Below are 15397 nucleotides of genomic sequence, written 5' to 3' on the forward strand. Positions count from 1 at the left end.
CTGCCGATTTCTGCATCGACAGCCGTCACTCTTCGTCAACTTTGGCCCGATAGAACTCCCGAAGCCGCTCACTCGGGAAATTTGGTCTAGGCTGAATATGAGGATTCGGGCGTAGAATGCCTGTGTCAATCGCCGGGCAAAGAGGCTATAGCGCATGCAGACGAAAAGACAGGCGCGCCGCCAATGGGCCGCGGTCAACGAACAGGATCCCGGTCGGCCGAGCATGGTAATGCATGACATCGATTTTCCCGTCATTCTCGACGTCTCCGCGCTGAGGGCGGAATGCGAGACCCTCGCCAAGCGCCATGAGGACAAGAAGGACGAGCGCGCCGCCCTTCTCGCCCTGTTGAAAAAGGCCAGCCTGGAAGGCCGCGAAAAGGTGCGCCTCCTGCTTTCGGAGGATGGCAGCGGGCTCAATTGCGCGCACCGCATTTCCTGGCTGCAGGATCAGATCATCACCGTTCTCTACGACTTCACGGTCAGCCACGTCCATCCGAAGCAGAAAGGCAGCTTCGCGATCACGGCTGTCGGCGGCTATGGCCGCGACACGCTCGCACCCGGCTCGGACATAGACCTTCTCTTCCTCTTCCAGCCGAAGCCCGAGGACGAGACGCACAAGGCGGTCGAGTTCATTCTCTATATGCTATGGGACATGGGCTTTAAGGTCGGCCACGCCACCCGCACCGTCGAAGAATGCATGCGCCAGGCAAAATCCGACATGACGGTGCGCACCGCCATTCTCGAAACGCGCTATATCTGCGGCAGCGAACCCCTGGCGCGCGAACTGGAAACGCGTTTCGACAAGGAAATCGTCACCAACACCGGGCCTGAATTCATTGCTGCCAAGCTTGCCGAGCGCGATGAGCGTCATCGCAAGGCCGGTGATACCCGCTATCTGGTCGAGCCCAACGTCAAGGAAGGCAAGGGCGGCCTGCGCGACCTGCATACGCTGTTCTGGATCTCGAAATATTACTATCACGTCCGCGATCCGGCCGATCTCGTCAAGCTCGCAGTGCTGTCGAAGCAGGAATACCGCCTTTTCCAGAAGGCTGAGGATTTCCTCTGGGCCGTGCGCTGCCATATGCACTTCCTGACCGGCAAGGCGGAGGAGCGGCTCTCCTTCGACATCCAGCGCGAGATTGCCGAAGCGCTTGGCTATCATGCCCGTCCCGGTCTTTCCGCAGTCGAACGCTTCATGAAGCACTACTTCCTGGTCGCCAAGGATGTCGGCGATCTCACTCGCATCCTCTGCGCAGCGCTGGAGGAGCAGCAGGCCAAGGCGACGCCGGGCCTGACCGGCGTCATCAGCCGCTTCGCCCATCGCTCGCGCAAGATCCCCGGTTCGCTCGAGTTCGTCGAGGATCGCGGCCGCATCGCGCTGGCCAATCCCGATGTTTTCAAGCGCGATCCGGTGAGCCTGATCCGGCTGTTCTTCGTTGCCGATATCCATGGACTGGAGTTTCATCCTGACGCGCTGAAGCGCGTCACCCGTTCGCTGGGCCTGATCGACAACGACCTGCGCGAAAACGAAGAGGCCAATCGCCTGTTCCTGGCGATCCTGACCTCCAAGCGCGATCCGGCGCTGATTCTGCGCCGCATGAACGAGGCCGGCGTGCTCGGCCGCTTCATCCCGGAATTCGGCAAGATCGTCTCGATGATGCAGTTCAACATGTATCACCACTATACGGTGGACGAGCATCTGATCCGCGCCGTCGAGGTGCTGTCTGAGATCGACAAGGGCAATGCGGAAGATATCCATCCGCTGACCAACAAGCTGATACGCACCATCGAGGACCGCGATGCGCTTTATGTCGCCGTTCTCCTGCACGACATTGCCAAGGGCCGCGAGGAAGACCACTCCGAGGCCGGCGCCAAGGTGGCGCGCAAGCTTTGCCCGCGTTTCGGCCTGACGCCGAAGCAGACGGAGCTGGTGGTGTGGCTGATCGCCGAGCACCTGACCATGTCGATGGTCGCCCAGACTCGCGACCTGACCGACCGCAAGACCATCATCGATTTTGCCGACCGGGTGCAGTCGCTCGACCGGCTGAAGATGCTGCTGATCTTGACCGTGTGCGACATCCGCGCCGTTGGTCCCGGCGTATGGAACGGCTGGAAGGGCCAGCTTCTGCGTACGCTCTACTACGAGACCGAACTGCTGCTCGCCGGCGGTTTCTCGGAAGTATCGCGAAAGGAGCGGGCGGAAGACGCCGCCAAAGCGCTCGAAAAGGCGCTGGAGGACTGGAGCCAGAAGGACCGCAAGGCCTACGTCAAACTGCACTACCAGCCCTACCTTCTCTCCGTGCCGCTGGAAGATCAGATCCGCCATACGCAGTTCATTCGCCAGACCGACAAATCCGGCCAGGTCCTGGCGACCATGGTGCGCACCGACAGTTTCCATGCCATCACCGAAATCACCGTGCTCTCGCCGGACCATCCGCGCCTTCTGACGGTGATCGCCGGCGCCTGCGCCGCCGCGGGCGCCAATATCGCCGATGCGCAGATTTTCACGACGTCTGATGGTCGTGCGCTCGACACCATCCATGTCAGCCGCGAATTCCCCGACGACGCGGACGAGCTACGGCGCGCCGGTACCATCGGCAAGATGATCGAGGACGTGCTCGCCGGCCGGAAGCGCCTGCCGGAAGTCATCGCCACCCGCACCAAGAACCGCCGAAAGAACAAGGCTTTCGTCATCCCGCCATCGGTGACGATCTCCAACAGCCTGTCGAACAAGTTCACCGTCATCGAAGTGGAATGCCTCGACCGCACCGGTCTCCTGTCGGAAATCACTGCGGTTCTCTCAGACCTGTCGCTCGACATCCAGTCGGCGCGCATCACCACCTTCGGCGAAAAGGTCATCGATACCTTCTACGTGACCGACCTCGTCGGACAGAAAATCTCTAACGAAAACAAGCGAGCCAACATCACCGCGCGTCTGAAGGCGGTGATGGCTGGCGAAGAGGATGAGGTACGCGAGCGCATGCCGTCCGGTATTATCGCGCCCGCTGCCACGCGTTCGTCCGCTGTTGAAAAGCTCGATCCTGAAAAGAAAGCCGGTTCAGCCGCATGAGCCTCGTCAAGAAATTCATCACCGTCGGCGGCGCGACGCTTGGCAGCCGCATCTTCGGCTTCGCCCGCGAAACGCTGATGGCCGCCGCTCTCGGCACGGGGCCGATGGCTGACGTGTTTTACGCCGCCTTCCGCTTTCCGAACCTGTTTCGTCGCCTTTTCGCCGAGGGTGCCTTCAACGCCGCCTTCGTGCCGCTCTTCGCCAAGGAGATCGAGGCGAACGGCATCGAGGGCGCCAAGCGTTTTTCCGAGGAAGTCTTCGGCGTCCTGTTTTCGGTGCTGCTGCTGATCACCATCGTCATGGAACTGTCCATGCCGCTCCTGGTGCGTTGGGTCATCGCGCCTGGTTTCGCCGACGATGCCGAGAAATTCGACCTGACGGTCCGCTTGGCCGCCGTGATGTTTCCCTATCTCATGTCGATGTCGCTGACGGCGATGATGAGCGGCATGCTGAATTCGCTGCATCGTTTCTTCGCCGCCGCCGTGGCTCCGATCTTCCTCAACCTGGTGATGATCAGCGCGCTGTTCTACTCGATCTATTTCGGCGCCGATCCGCTGGCTACCGCCTGGTACCTGTCCTGGTCGGTGCTGGTGGCAGGCGTGCTGCAGCTGGGTGTCGTCTATATCGGCGTGCGCCATGCCGGCATCAATATCGGCCTGCGCTTTCCGCGCTTCACGCCCAATGTCAAGCGGCTCCTGCTTCTTGCCATCCCGGCGGCCATCACCGGCGGCGTCACCCAGATCAACCTGGTGATCGGGCAGGCGATCGCCTCGGGCAAGGAAGGCGCGATCGCCGCCCTGCAATATGCAGACCGCATCTACCAGCTGCCGCTCGGCGTCGTCGGCGTTGCCGTCGGAATCGTGCTTCTGCCGGAACTGGCCCGTTCGCTGAAGTCAGGCCACCTTAAGGAAGCCGCCAATATCCAGAACCGCTCGATCGAATTCGTGCTGTTCCTGACCCTGCCGGCCGCTGTCGCCCTCTGGCTTCTCTCCGACGATATCATCCGCGTGCTTTACGAGCGCGGCGCCTTTAACCCGAACAATACGACGCTGGTCGGCTCCATCCTCGCCATCTTCGGCCTGGGCCTGCCGGCTTTCGTGCTGATCAAGGCGCTGCAGCCGGGCTTTTACGCCCGCGAAGATACGAAATCGCCGATGCGCTACACGGCGGTCGCCGTCTTCGTCAATTCGGCGTTGTCCATCCTGCTTTTCCCGGTGCTGGCCGAACGCGGCATTGCGCTCGCCGAGGCGGTTGCCGGATGGCTGAACGCTGTACAGCTCTTCGTCACGCTCTATCGCCGCGGACATCTCGCCTGGGAATGGTCGCTGGCGCGCCGCACCGTCATGCTGCTCGTCTCCTCCGCCGTCATGGGCGGCGTCATCGTATATTTGTCTCATCGCTGGGAGCCGCTTCTGGGGTCCAGCTCGACGCTGCTCACCAAGATCGGCGTCCTGGGCTTGCTCATATTGATTGCGATGGTGGTGTATTTCGTTGTCGCCTTCCTGATCGGCGGCGTGGATTTGGGCATGGTGCGCCGCAATTTGAAGCGCAAGCCGGCGGAGCCGTTTCGGACGCGGAGGTCGTGAACGGGGAGTATCAAACTCCTTTACCCCGACCCCTTCCCGCAAGCGGGGCGAGGGGACGATTTTGCCAGATGCGGAGCTTTCTCATGCCCCAATCCCTCTTTCTCGTCACCCTCGTCATCGACGACTACGATCGCGCCAAGGCCTTCTATTGCGATGCGCTCGGCTTCGATTGCCTGCAGGACGAGGTGCAGCCGGAGGGCAAGCGCTGGGTCGTCGTCAAGCCAAAAGGCGGCGAGGGCACCGCATTGCTGCTGGCCCAGGCCGCCGACGAAACGCAGCGTGCCGCAGTCGGCAACCAGACCGGCGGCCGCGTCGGCTTCTTCCTCAAGACAGATGATTTCGTTCGTGATCATGCCGCGATGAAGGAAAAGGGCGTGCGCTTTCTGGAGGAGCCGCGCCGCGAGGTCTATGGCACGGTGGCGGTCTTTGCCGATCCCTATGGCAACACCTGGGATCTGATCCAGCATTCTTCCTGAGACTCTGCCAGATATCCTCTTGATCCCCGCCTTTCTGCCGTGCATAAGCCGCTCGAAACCAAGGGTCGAGCGCCGCTCGCCCGGGCCCTCCACAAGCCTTTTGAGGACGACATGACCGAATTCAAGCCGCTCGTATTCTCCGGCGTCCAGCCGACCGGCAATCTCCATCTCGGCAACTATCTCGGCGCAATCCGCAAGTTCGTGGCCCTGCAGGCCAACAACGACTGCATTTACTGCGTCGTCGACATGCATGCGCTGACTGCCCAACTCGTGCATGAGGACATGCCGGGCCAGATCCGTTCGATCACCGCCGCCTTCCTTGCCGCCGGCATCGACCCGGAAAAGCATATCGTCTTCAACCAGTCCGCCGTGCCGCAGCATGCCGAGCTTGCCTGGATCTTCAACTGCGTCGCCCGCATCGGCTGGATGAACCGCATGACGCAGTTCAAGGACAAGGCCGGCAAGGACCGCGAGCAGGCCTCCCTCGGCCTCTATGCCTATCCGAGCCTGATGGCGGCCGACATTCTCGTCTACCGCGCGACGCACGTGCCGGTCGGCGACGACCAGAAGCAGCATCTGGAACTGACCCGCGACATCGCCATGAAGTTCAATCTGGACTACATGGAGCATATCCGCCGCTCAGGCTACGGCATTGACATCACTGTCGGTGACGAGCCGGTACATGCCTATTTTCCGATGGTCGAGCCGCTGATCGATGGCCCGGCGCCGCGCGTCATGTCGCTGCGCGACGGCACCAAGAAGATGTCGAAATCGGATGCGTCCGACCTGTCGCGCATCAATCTTCTCGACGACGAAGAAAACATCTCGAAGAAGATCCGCAAGGCCAAGACTGATCCGGATGGCTTGCCGAGCGAGATCGCAGGCCTTGCCGGCCGGCCGGAAGCCGACAATCTCGTCGGCATCTATGCAGCCCTTGCTGACAGGTCGAAGGCGGACATTCTTTCGGAATTCGGCGGCCAGCAGTTCTCCGTCTTCAAGCCGGCACTGGTCGATCTTGCCGTACATGTGCTCTCGCCGATCACCGGCGAAATGCGCCGCCTGATGGCCGATCCCGGCCATATCGATGCCATCCTGCGCGACGGCGGCAACCGTGCGAGAGCCCGCGCCGAAGTGACGATGAAGCAGGTCCGCGACATCATCGGCTTTATCTACTGAGCCTTTTGGTCTCTTATCGGTTGGCGCGCGGCCGCTGCGGCGCGCCAAGGCTAGCGAACGGATGGGCCGACCTTGACTATCTTGCGGATTGCCTCCTTTTCGGAAGACGGAGCCGGCGGCAATCCCGCCGGTGTGTTGATTGCCGATGTCCTGCCCGATGCCGCTGAGATGCAGCGCATCGCGGCCGACGTCGGTTTCTCCGAGACCGCTTTCGCCTGCCCGGAAGGGCAGGGCTGGAGGGTGCGTTATTTCTCTCCAGAATCGGAAGTTCCATTCTGCGGTCACGCGACGATCGCCCTTGGAGCGGCCCTTGCGTTGCGGGAGGGCGACGGGATTTTTGCGCTCGCGCTCAATCAGGCCAATATCACTGTCGAGGGGCACCGAAATGGTGGCGTCCTCACGGCGGCCCTGCAATCGCCGCCCACGCGAAGCAAGGCGCCAACGCCTGAATTGCTGTCGGAGGTGCTGGCATTGTTCGGATATTCGACCGACGATCTGGACCCGGCCATTCCACCCGCGCTTATTCATGGCGGTGCCGATCACTTCATGCTGGCCCTGAAATCCCGCGGGGCGCTTGCCGCAATGACCTACGATCTCGATGCGGGGCGCACTTTGATGATCCGCGAAGGTTGGATCACGATCCTGCTCGCCTACGCCGAAACGCCGCAACTCTTCCATACCCGCAATGCCTTCGCGTCGGGCGGGGTCTATGAAGACCCTGCGACCGGCGCTGCAACCGCAGCCCTCGCTGGATATCTGCGCGACATTGCCTGGCCGCATGGCGGGGCCATCGACATCATCCAGGGTGAGGATATGGGAATGCGTTCTCGCCTGCGTGCCGATATCCCGGCCGCAGTTGGAAGCTCCATCCGAGTATCAGGTGAGGCGAGGCTTATGGACCCAAAAGCCGGCTGAGCGGCATCCGTCACCGGGTTCAAAACGGGGCTTGCCATGGCACGGATTTCGATGTCAGACTTGAGCCTATGGTATCAAAACGTCTCTCACGGCTCGAAGGTCACCGCCGCAAGTTCATGGCGGTCATCGACGGCACCCCTGAATGCCAGCGTGCCGTCCATTATGCCGGCCGGCGCGCCAAGAATTCCAACGGCGGCCTTGTGCTCCTCTTTGTGATCCCCGAAGGCGATTTCCAGCAGTGGCTGGGCGTCGAGGAGATCATGCGGGCCGAAGCGCGCGAGGAGGCCGAGGCGGCAACGGCCAAGGCGGCGCAGATCGTGCGTGAAAATATCGGCATCGATCCGGAGATCGTCATTCGCGAAGGGGCGGCCGCCGAGCAGATCAATGCAGTGATCGAGGAAGACCGGGATATCGCGTTGCTCGTTCTCGCCGCTGGTTCGGCCAAGGAAGGGCCGGGACCGCTGGTGTCTTCGATCGCCGGGCGTGCCGCGGCCTTTCCGATCCCCGTGACGGTGCTGCCCGATACGCTGACGAACGAGGAAATCGACGCGCTGAGCTAAGTTTTTGGGCCTAATTCTTGAGAATCAGTCTCTTGAATAGCGCGGCCAAAAAGCCTATTTTCTTTTGAAATATTCTAAAGTCGGACACGACAGACGTGGTACGGGGCTTCGGTCTCGCCGCATGGAGATCAAGATGTTCATTCAGACCGAAGCGACGCCGAACCCCGCAACTCTGAAGTTCCTGCCGGGCAAGGTGGTGATGGAAAGCGGCACGGCCGAATTCCGCAACGCCGAAGAAGCGGAAGCCTCGCCGCTCGCTGCCCGCATCTTCGATGTACCCGGCGTCAGCGGCGTCTATTTCGGCTACGACTTCATCTCCGTCTCCAAGGAGAACCAGGAATGGCAGCATCTGAAGCCCGCCATCCTCGGTTCGATCATGGAGCATTTCATGTCCGGCAAGCCGGTCATGGGCGAAAGCTCGGTTCTTTCCGAAGCGCAGGATGCCGGCGGTGAGTTCTTCGATGAAGGCGACGAATCAATCGTGCTGACCATCAAGGAATTGCTCGAGACCCGCGTTCGTCCGGCTGTTGCCCAGGATGGCGGCGATATCACCTTCCGCGGCTTTCGTGACGGCAAGGTCTACCTCAACATGAAGGGATCCTGCTCCGGTTGCCCGTCGTCTACCGCGACGTTGAAGCATGGCATACAGAATCTGCTGCGCCATTTCGTCCCGGAAGTGCAGGAAGTCGAAGCCGTCTAAGCATGGTCCCCAAACATGCGCAGCGGTTTTTGGATAAGATTGTGCAAAAACAGATTTTGGAGTGCAGTGACGGTTTGAAGCTGATTCACTGCACTTCAAGTTTGGCCTTTTCGGAAAAATTGTGATGATCGTACTGGCGCTCGACACGGCAGGTGTGGATTGTGCTGCCGCTGTGTATGATAGCGGCAGTGATTCTGTGATTGGGGAGGTCACGGAAACGATCGGGCGAGGGCATGCCGAACATTTGATGGATGTTGTCGACCGGGCGCTGGCTGAAGCCGATATAGCGCTCGCGGCAGTGGAGCGTGTGGTCGTGACCGTCGGTCCCGGCTCGTTCACCGGCATCCGCATTGGCGTTGCAGCCGCCCGCGGTTTCGCGCTTTCCCTGAACATTCCCGCCGTTGGCGTCACGACCCTCGAGGTCATGGCCGCCGCCGCTCGGGAAACGAATCCGGGTAAATCGGTTCTGGCCGCAATCGACGCCAAGCGCGAGGAGATCTATCTCCAGTCCTTCGATGCCGATGGCCATCCGCTGGATGAGGCGCGCGCCGTGACGATCGATGAAGCGCGTGCGATATCAGATGCTTTCGACGGTGTCGTCACCGGCTCGGCTGTTGCCCGGCTCAGCGACTCTCCGCCGGCGGCGCGGCCGGATGCTTTTCCGATTGCCACCGTCGCCCGGCTGGGCGCTGCCAAACCTGTCAGCGAAAAGCCGAAGCCGCTTTATCTTCGCGGACCCGACGCCAGACCGCAGGCAGGGTACGCAGTCGCCAGGGTATAATCATGCTGGAATCCTATCTCACCCTGAAAGCCGAATACGAGATCGTTCCGATGCAGTTGCAGGATTGTGCCGAGGTGGCTGCGCTGCATGGCGAACGGTTTTCACGGGTTTGGGACGATAGCGAGTTTCAAAATCTCCTGTCGCAGGACACGACCTTCGGCTTTGTCGCGCGCCAGACCAACGCCATCCTGAAAAAACCGCTTCCGGGCTTCGTTCTGGCGCGCCAGGCGGCGGGTGAAGCGGAAATCCTGACAGTTGCCGTCAACGCCAAACTTGGCCGCTCCGGCCTCGGCTGGCGGCTGATGCAGGCGGCGTTGCGCGAGGCGCGCAACCGCGGCGGCGAAACCATGTTCCTGGAGGTCGATGGCGGCAATCAGCCGGCGCTCGGTCTCTACCGCAAGCTCGGTTTCGAAACGGTCGGCGAACGCAAGGCCTATTATGTCGACGAAAACGGCGCGAAATCGACGGCGCTTGTCATGCGTCGTGTTCTTCGCTAGTCCGTTGTCCTAGACGAATAGACCGAAGACCGTATTCAATGACCGATCCCGTAAAATCCCTTGAGGAGCTTTGCGCCGAGCGCGGCATGCGCATGACGGAGCAACGGCGGGTCATTGCGCGCATCATCGAGAGTTCGGAGGATCATCCCGATGTCGAAGAGCTGCACCGCCGCTCTGTGAAGGTGGATGCGAAGATCTCGATTTCGACGGTTTATCGCACCGTAAAGCTTTTCGAGGATGCTGGCATCATCGAGCGCCATGACTTCCGTGACGGGCGTTCGCGTTACGAGACCGTGCCGGAAGAGCATCACGATCACCTGATCGACCTGAAGAGCGGCGAAGTGATCGAATTCCACTCGCCGGAGATCGAGGCGCTGCAGGAGCGCATTGCCCGCGAACACGGTTTCAAGCTCGTCGACCATCGGCTGGAGCTCTACGGTATTCCGCTGAACAAGGACGAACGCTGAAGTGGCGGCGGTCGTGCGGGAGCGGATGATTTGATAACCTGGCTGCGCGTCGGCTGTGCCGTCTTCGTCATCTGCGTTGTCAGCCTCGTCTTGCTGCCGCTGCAGATTCTTTGCCTGCGCTTCGACTGGAAGCTCAGACGCTATCTGCCGCGCTACTGGCATCGCATCATTTGCCATTGCCTTGGCGTCCGCATCCACATTGTCGGAGAGCTTGAGCGTCGCCGGCCGCTGATGCTGGCTGCGAACCACGCTTCCTGGCTCGATATTCTGGTGCTTTCCGCAGTTGCCGACGTCGCCTTCATCGCAAAATCGGAAGTGCGGGACTGGCCGATCTTCGGACTCTTCGCCCAATGGCAGAAGAGCGTGTTCATCGAACGCGAGCAGAAGCGCAAGACCGGCGACCAGGTGAGCGAGATCGCCGAGCGCATGGCCGATGGCGAGATCATGGTGCTGTTTCCGGAAGGCACGACCTCGGACGGCAACCGTCTGCTCGAGGTCAAATCCTCGTTGTTCGGCGCAGCCGCCGCCGCTTTGCCGAAGACGCCGGATGCCGTCGTTCACGTCCAGCCGGTCGCGGTTGCCTATACCCGGGTTCATGGCGTCGCCATGGGCCGTTATTATCGCCCTATCGCGGCTTGGCCTGGTGACATCGAGCTCGTGCCGCATCTGAAGGGCATCTTTGCCTGCGGGGCCATCGATGTCGACGTCTGCTTCGGCGAGGCGGTGGATTATCGTGCCGATACCAACCGCAAGGAGGTCAGCGCCACCGTGGCGCGGCGCATCCGCACCATGCTGGCGAGCCGGCTGCTCGGCCGCGAGATCGCCTGATATTCCGGCGATTTTAACTTTTTCATTTTCTCAGGAAGCAAAAGCCACTACATAGCGGCCATGACCAAGGACAGTGCACTTCTCGACGCCCCGCAGCCCAATGTTTTAGAGATTGGGATGCGCGATGGCTCCAACAGCCGTAAGGTTTTCATCAAGACCTACGGCTGCCAGATGAATGTCTACGACTCGACACGGATGAGCGATGCGCTCGCCCGCGATGGCTATGAGACGACTGAGGATATGGAAGAAGCCGATCTCGTCCTGCTGAACACTTGCCACATCCGCGAAAAGGCGGCTGAAAAGGTTTATTCGGCACTCGGGCGCCTGCGCGAGATGAAGAAGCGCAAGGCCGCCGATGGCCGCGACCTGATGATCGGCGTCACCGGCTGCGTCGCCCAGGCCGAGGGCGAGGAAATCCTCCGCCGCGCGCCCGCTGTCGACGTCGTCATCGGCCCGCAGACCTATCATCGCCTGCCGGACGCGCTGCGCCGCGCCAAGGAAGGCGAGCGCGTGGTCGATACGGAATATGCGATCGAAGACAAGTTCGAACATCTGCCGATCGCCGAGAGCACCAAAATTCGCGCCCGAGGTGTCACCGCCTTTCTGACCGTGCAGGAGGGCTGCGATAAGTTCTGCACCTTCTGCGTCGTTCCCTATACGCGCGGCTCCGAAGTCTCCCGTCCGGTCGCTCAGATCGTCGAGGAAGCGCAAAAACTTGTGGATGGCGGAGTGCGCGAAATCACGCTGCTTGGCCAGAATGTCAATGCCTGGCACGGAACCGGGCCGAAGGGTGAAGCCTGGAGCCTTGGCGATCTGCTTTACCGGCTGGCTGAAATCCCGGGCCTTGCCCGGCTGCGCTATACCACCAGCCATCCGCGCGACATGGACGACCGGTTGATTGCGGCCCATCGCGATTTGCGCACCTTGATGCCCTATCTCCATCTGCCGGTTCAATCCGGTTCCGACCGCATCCTCAAAGCGATGAATCGGCGGCACACGGCGGCGGAATATCTCGCTTTGATCGAAAAAATCCGTGCGGCACGGCCGGATATCGCCCTTTCGGGTGATTTCATTGTCGGTTTCCCGGGGGAGACAGAGCAGGATTTTGCGGATACACTTCGTCTTGTGGAGGAGGTGAACTATGCGCAAGCCTTCTCGTTTAAATATTCGACGCGCCCTGGAACGCCGGGTGCGGAATTGAAGGGCCAAGTGCCGGAAGAGATCAAGGCGGAACGACTGGAACGATTGCAGGCGCTGCTTTTGAAGCAGCAGCACGCTTTCGCTGACGCCTGTGTCGGCAAGGTGGTCGATATACTGCTGGAGAAGCCGGGCCGCATGCCGGGTCAGTTGATCGGCCGATCTCCTTGGCTGCAATCTGTGAATGTTGATGCAAAAGCATCGCAAATCGGTGACATTATCAATGTACGAATCACCGGAACCAGCACGAACAGCCTTTTTGCTGAGTTGCTTTAGGTTCCGGACAGGCAAAGGAGCCGGACCGCTTGAACGGACAGGAATTGGTTTCTTCTTCATCGCGCCAGCCACGCACCGCGAGCGACGCCAATCACTTCATCCTGACGTTCGAGAACAATCGGTTCGCCAGCGAACTTTTCGGACAGTTCGATCAGAATTTGAAGCTGCTCGAAGAGCGTCTGGGCATCGACGCACGCGCACGCGGCAATTCCGTCATCATCACGGGTGATGTGCTGGCCACCAACCAGGCGCGCCGCACGCTCGATTATCTCTATGACAAGCTGCAGAAAGGTGGGAATGTGGAGCGCTCCGACGTGGAAGGAGCAATCCGCATGGCGGTTGCCGCCGATGACCAACTGACGCTGCCGACGATGGAGAAAAAAGCCAAGCTGACGATGGCGCAGATTTCGACGCGCAAGAAGACGATCATCGCGCGCACGCCGACGCAGGACGCCTATATTAGGGCGATGGACCGTTCCGAGATGGTTTTCGGCGTCGGTCCGGCCGGTACGGGCAAGACCTATCTCGCCGTTGCCCACGCCGCTCAGCTTTTGGAGCGCGGCGCGGTCGAGAAGATCATCCTGTCGCGCCCGGCCGTCGAAGCCGGCGAGCGTCTTGGCTTCCTGCCCGGCGATATGAAGGAGAAGGTCGACCCCTATCTCCGCCCGCTCTATGATGCGCTCTACGACATGATGCCGGGCGACAAGGTCGAACGCGCCATCACCGCTGGCGTCATCGAAATCGCTCCGCTCGCCTTCATGCGTGGTCGCACGCTTGCCAACGCCGCCGTCATCCTCGACGAGGCGCAGAATACCACCTCGATGCAGATGAAGATGTTCCTGACGCGTCTCGGTGAGAATTCGCGCATGATCATCACCGGCGACCCCAGCCAGATCGACCTGCCGCGCGGTGTCAAATCCGGCCTGGTGGAGGCCTTGCAGCTCCTGAACGACGTCGAAGGTATAACCATCGTGCGCTTCAAGGACACAGACGTCGTCCGTCATCCCTTGGTGGCGCGCATCGTCAGGGCTTACGACTCGAACTACCTCGCCCCCGTCGCTGGTGGTGAGGCCGATCCGCAGATCTGATGGCCGATCTCGACATACAGATCAGCGTCGAAGAGGGCGGCTGGCCCCCGGAAGAGGCATTGCAGGCCCTGGCCGAGCGCGTGTTGGGCGCGGCTGCGGCCTATCTCGAAAAATACGAGAAACAGCCTTTTCCGAAAATGGCGCCGGAATTGTCGCTGGTCTTCACCGACGATGCCTCGATCCGGGAGATCAATGCGGAATGGCGCGAGCAGGACAAGGCGACCAATGTCCTGTCGTTCCCCGCTTTTCCGCTGGCGCCGGGCGGCAGACCCGGCCCGATGCTCGGCGATATCATCATCGCCAAAGAGACGGTGGAGCGCGAGGCGGTCGAGCTGGAAAAGAGTTTTGATGACCATCTGACCCATTTGATGGTGCATGGTTTCTTGCATCTCTTCGGCTACGACCATATGAATAATAGCGAAGCCGAAATAATGGAGGGGCTGGAGACTCGCATTTTGGCGGAGCTTGGCCTATCTGATCCCTATGCGGGGCAGGACCCCATTTGACTGAACCCTGTCTGATCAGGAACAATGAGCGACTTTACGACAAGACCGGCCCCCGAGGCCAAAGACGGAGCCGAAACAGCCTCCTCCGATGAGGCGGGCAGTAGTAGCGGCAAACGATCTCACTCCTCCTTCTGGGCCCGCGTTGCGCGCATTTTGCGCCCAGCTCAAGGATCGGCGCGTCTGCGCGAGGATCTCGCCGACGCGCTGATGACCAACGCCACCGATGACGACGCTTTCTCGCCGGACGAGCGGGCAATGCTGCACAACATCCTCCGTTTCCGCGAGGTGCGTGTCGAGGACGTCATGGTGCCGCGCGCCGATATCGAGGCGGTTGACCAGAATATCACCATCGGCGAGCTGATGATCCTGTTCGAGGAGAGCGGCCGCTCGCGCATGCCGGTCTATGCCGAAACGCTCGATGATCCGCGTGGCATGGTGCATATCCGCGACCTCCTGTCTTATGTCGCCAAGCAGGCGCGCAACAAGCGCCGCGGCAGCAATGGCAAGGCGGCGGCAGCGGCATCTGCATCGACTGCGAGCCCGGCTGAGAAGCCTCCGCGCTCGGCCAAGCCGAATTTCGACCTTTCGCGCGTTGACCTGCAGAAGACGCTCGCCGAAGCCGGCATCATCCGAAAGATACTGTTCGTGCCGCCCTCCATGCTGGCGTCGGATCTTCTCCGCCGCATGCAGGTCAACCGCACGCAGATGGCCCTTGTCATCGACGAATATGGCGGCACCGACGGCCTCGCCTCACATGAGGACATCGTCGAAATGGTCGTCGGCGATATCGATGACGAACATGACGACGAGGAAGTCATGTTCAAGCGTGTCTCCGAAGACGTTTTCGTCGCCGATGCCCGCGTCGAGCTGGAAGAGATTGCCGCCGCCATCGGCACCGATTTCGACATCAGCGAGCAGGTGGACGAGGTGGATACGCTCGGCGGCCTGATCTTCTCGGCGCTCGGCAGGATCCCGGTGCGCGGCGAGCTCGTCCAGGCGCTGCCAGGCTTCGAATTCCATATCCTCGATGCCGATCCGCGCCGCATCAAACGGGTGCGCATCACGCGTAAGCGTCATGCCGTGCGCCGCCGTCCGGCCAAGGCCGAGGGGGAAGGTGGCGTACTCGAGCGCGATTTGCCGTCGCCGGATACGCTTCCGGACGAACCTTCGGCAGAACGGAACACGGCCAGCCAATAAATGGCGCTTCAGCAGGACAAACCGCTGCTTTTTTGAAAGACTGCGGCCAATGATTCGCAGTTTGGACGGAGCGCGCG

General features: G+C 60.9%; 15 protein-coding genes. All 15 read left to right on the plus strand.

Annotated elements, in window-relative coordinates; all coding sequences use genetic code 11:
* The first annotated feature begins 154 nt into the window (after positions 1–154).
* The 15 genes from QA648_RS00160 (at position 155) to QA648_RS00230 (ending at position 15320) form a co-directional block, all read left to right on the plus strand.
* Positions 155–3070, plus strand: coding sequence for a [protein-PII] uridylyltransferase (locus QA648_RS00160; protein WP_104821826.1), 2916 nt, complete (start codon positions 155–157; stop codon positions 3068–3070).
* Complete coding sequence (gene murJ, locus QA648_RS00165) at positions 3067–4656, plus strand: murein biosynthesis integral membrane protein MurJ (protein WP_104821827.1); 1590 nt, start codon at positions 3067–3069, stop codon at positions 4654–4656. Before QA648_RS00160 ends, murJ begins: the two co-directional genes overlap by 4 nt.
* Before the next feature lie 83 nt (positions 4657–4739).
* Positions 4740–5132 (plus strand): VOC family protein, encoded by a 393-nt coding sequence (locus QA648_RS00170; RefSeq protein ID WP_283048834.1) that lies wholly within the window; start codon positions 4740–4742, stop codon positions 5130–5132.
* 111 nt (positions 5133–5243) lie between these two features.
* Positions 5244–6308, plus strand: a complete 1065-nt coding sequence (gene trpS / locus QA648_RS00175; protein WP_104821829.1) for a tryptophan--tRNA ligase — start codon at positions 5244–5246, stop codon at positions 6306–6308.
* A gap of 72 nt (positions 6309–6380) precedes the next feature.
* Entirely contained in the window at positions 6381–7223 is an 843-nt protein-coding gene (locus QA648_RS00180; RefSeq protein WP_283048837.1) for a PhzF family phenazine biosynthesis protein, read from the plus strand.
* A gap of 68 nt (positions 7224–7291) precedes the next feature.
* Positions 7292–7783 carry a universal stress protein gene (locus QA648_RS00185; protein WP_104821831.1) on the plus strand — a complete coding sequence of 164 codons (492 nt, stop codon included), beginning with the start codon at positions 7292–7294 and terminating at the stop codon, positions 7781–7783.
* Positions 7784–7916: 133 nt separating this feature from the next.
* On the plus strand, positions 7917–8483 hold the full coding sequence (locus tag QA648_RS00190; protein WP_283048840.1) for a NifU family protein: 567 nt from the start codon (positions 7917–7919) through the stop codon (positions 8481–8483).
* A 124-nt stretch (positions 8484–8607) separates the two neighbouring features.
* Entirely contained in the window at positions 8608–9264 is a 657-nt protein-coding gene (gene tsaB / locus QA648_RS00195; protein ID WP_283048842.1) for a tRNA (adenosine(37)-N6)-threonylcarbamoyltransferase complex dimerization subunit type 1 TsaB, read from the plus strand.
* 2 nt (positions 9265–9266) lie between these two features.
* Entirely contained in the window at positions 9267–9761 is a 495-nt protein-coding gene (locus QA648_RS00200) for an N-acetyltransferase (RefSeq protein ID WP_283048844.1), read from the plus strand.
* A 38-nt stretch (positions 9762–9799) separates the two neighbouring features.
* Positions 9800–10228: a Fur family transcriptional regulator gene (locus tag QA648_RS00205; RefSeq protein WP_104821835.1), complete on the plus strand. Its 429-nt coding sequence runs from the start codon at positions 9800–9802 to the stop codon at positions 10226–10228.
* A gap of 30 nt (positions 10229–10258) precedes the next feature.
* The gene (locus QA648_RS00210; protein ID WP_283048846.1) at positions 10259–11056 is read left to right on the plus strand and encodes a lysophospholipid acyltransferase family protein; all 798 of its coding nucleotides are present in this window, start codon (positions 10259–10261) and stop codon (positions 11054–11056) included.
* 60 nt (positions 11057–11116) lie between these two features.
* The gene (gene miaB / locus QA648_RS00215; RefSeq protein WP_283048847.1) at positions 11117–12529 is read left to right on the plus strand and encodes a tRNA (N6-isopentenyl adenosine(37)-C2)-methylthiotransferase MiaB; all 1413 of its coding nucleotides are present in this window, start codon (positions 11117–11119) and stop codon (positions 12527–12529) included.
* A gap of 29 nt (positions 12530–12558) precedes the next feature.
* On the plus strand, positions 12559–13617 hold the full coding sequence (locus QA648_RS00220; protein WP_104821838.1) for a PhoH family protein: 1059 nt from the start codon (positions 12559–12561) through the stop codon (positions 13615–13617).
* Positions 13617–14123, plus strand: a complete 507-nt coding sequence (gene ybeY, locus QA648_RS00225) for an rRNA maturation RNase YbeY (protein ID WP_283048849.1) — start codon at positions 13617–13619, stop codon at positions 14121–14123. Before QA648_RS00220 ends, ybeY begins: the two co-directional genes overlap by 1 nt.
* Before the next feature lie 24 nt (positions 14124–14147).
* Complete coding sequence (locus tag QA648_RS00230; RefSeq protein WP_283048850.1) at positions 14148–15320, plus strand: hemolysin family protein; 1173 nt, start codon at positions 14148–14150, stop codon at positions 15318–15320.
* Positions 15321–15397 lie beyond the last annotated feature (77 nt).

The sequence above is a fragment of the Rhizobium sp. CB3171 genome (genome assembly GCF_029714265.1).
Classification (GTDB): domain Bacteria; phylum Pseudomonadota; class Alphaproteobacteria; order Rhizobiales; family Rhizobiaceae; genus Rhizobium.

What these genes read in the sequence shown, in the direction of transcription:
- QA648_RS00160 (WP_104821826.1), top strand. Translation starts at nt 155, where the DNA reads ATGCAGACGAAAAGACAGGCGCGCCGCCAATGGGCCGCGGTCAACGAA.
- murJ (WP_104821827.1), top strand. Translation starts at nt 3,067, where the DNA reads ATGAGCCTCGTCAAGAAATTCATCACCGTCGGCGGCGCGACGCTTGGC.
- QA648_RS00170 (WP_283048834.1), top strand. Translation starts at nt 4,740, where the DNA reads ATGCCCCAATCCCTCTTTCTCGTCACCCTCGTCATCGACGACTACGAT.
- trpS (WP_104821829.1), top strand. Translation starts at nt 5,244, where the DNA reads ATGACCGAATTCAAGCCGCTCGTATTCTCCGGCGTCCAGCCGACCGGC.
- QA648_RS00185 (WP_104821831.1), top strand. Translation starts at nt 7,292, where the DNA reads ATGGTATCAAAACGTCTCTCACGGCTCGAAGGTCACCGCCGCAAGTTC.
- QA648_RS00190 (WP_283048840.1), top strand. Translation starts at nt 7,917, where the DNA reads ATGTTCATTCAGACCGAAGCGACGCCGAACCCCGCAACTCTGAAGTTC.
- tsaB (WP_283048842.1), top strand. Translation starts at nt 8,608, where the DNA reads ATGATCGTACTGGCGCTCGACACGGCAGGTGTGGATTGTGCTGCCGCT.
- QA648_RS00200 (WP_283048844.1), top strand. Translation starts at nt 9,267, where the DNA reads ATGCTGGAATCCTATCTCACCCTGAAAGCCGAATACGAGATCGTTCCG.
- QA648_RS00205 (WP_104821835.1), top strand. Translation starts at nt 9,800, where the DNA reads ATGACCGATCCCGTAAAATCCCTTGAGGAGCTTTGCGCCGAGCGCGGC.
- miaB (WP_283048847.1), top strand. Translation starts at nt 11,117, where the DNA reads ATGACCAAGGACAGTGCACTTCTCGACGCCCCGCAGCCCAATGTTTTA.
- ybeY (WP_283048849.1), top strand. Translation starts at nt 13,617, where the DNA reads ATGGCCGATCTCGACATACAGATCAGCGTCGAAGAGGGCGGCTGGCCC.
- QA648_RS00230 (WP_283048850.1), top strand. Translation starts at nt 14,148, where the DNA reads ATGAGCGACTTTACGACAAGACCGGCCCCCGAGGCCAAAGACGGAGCC.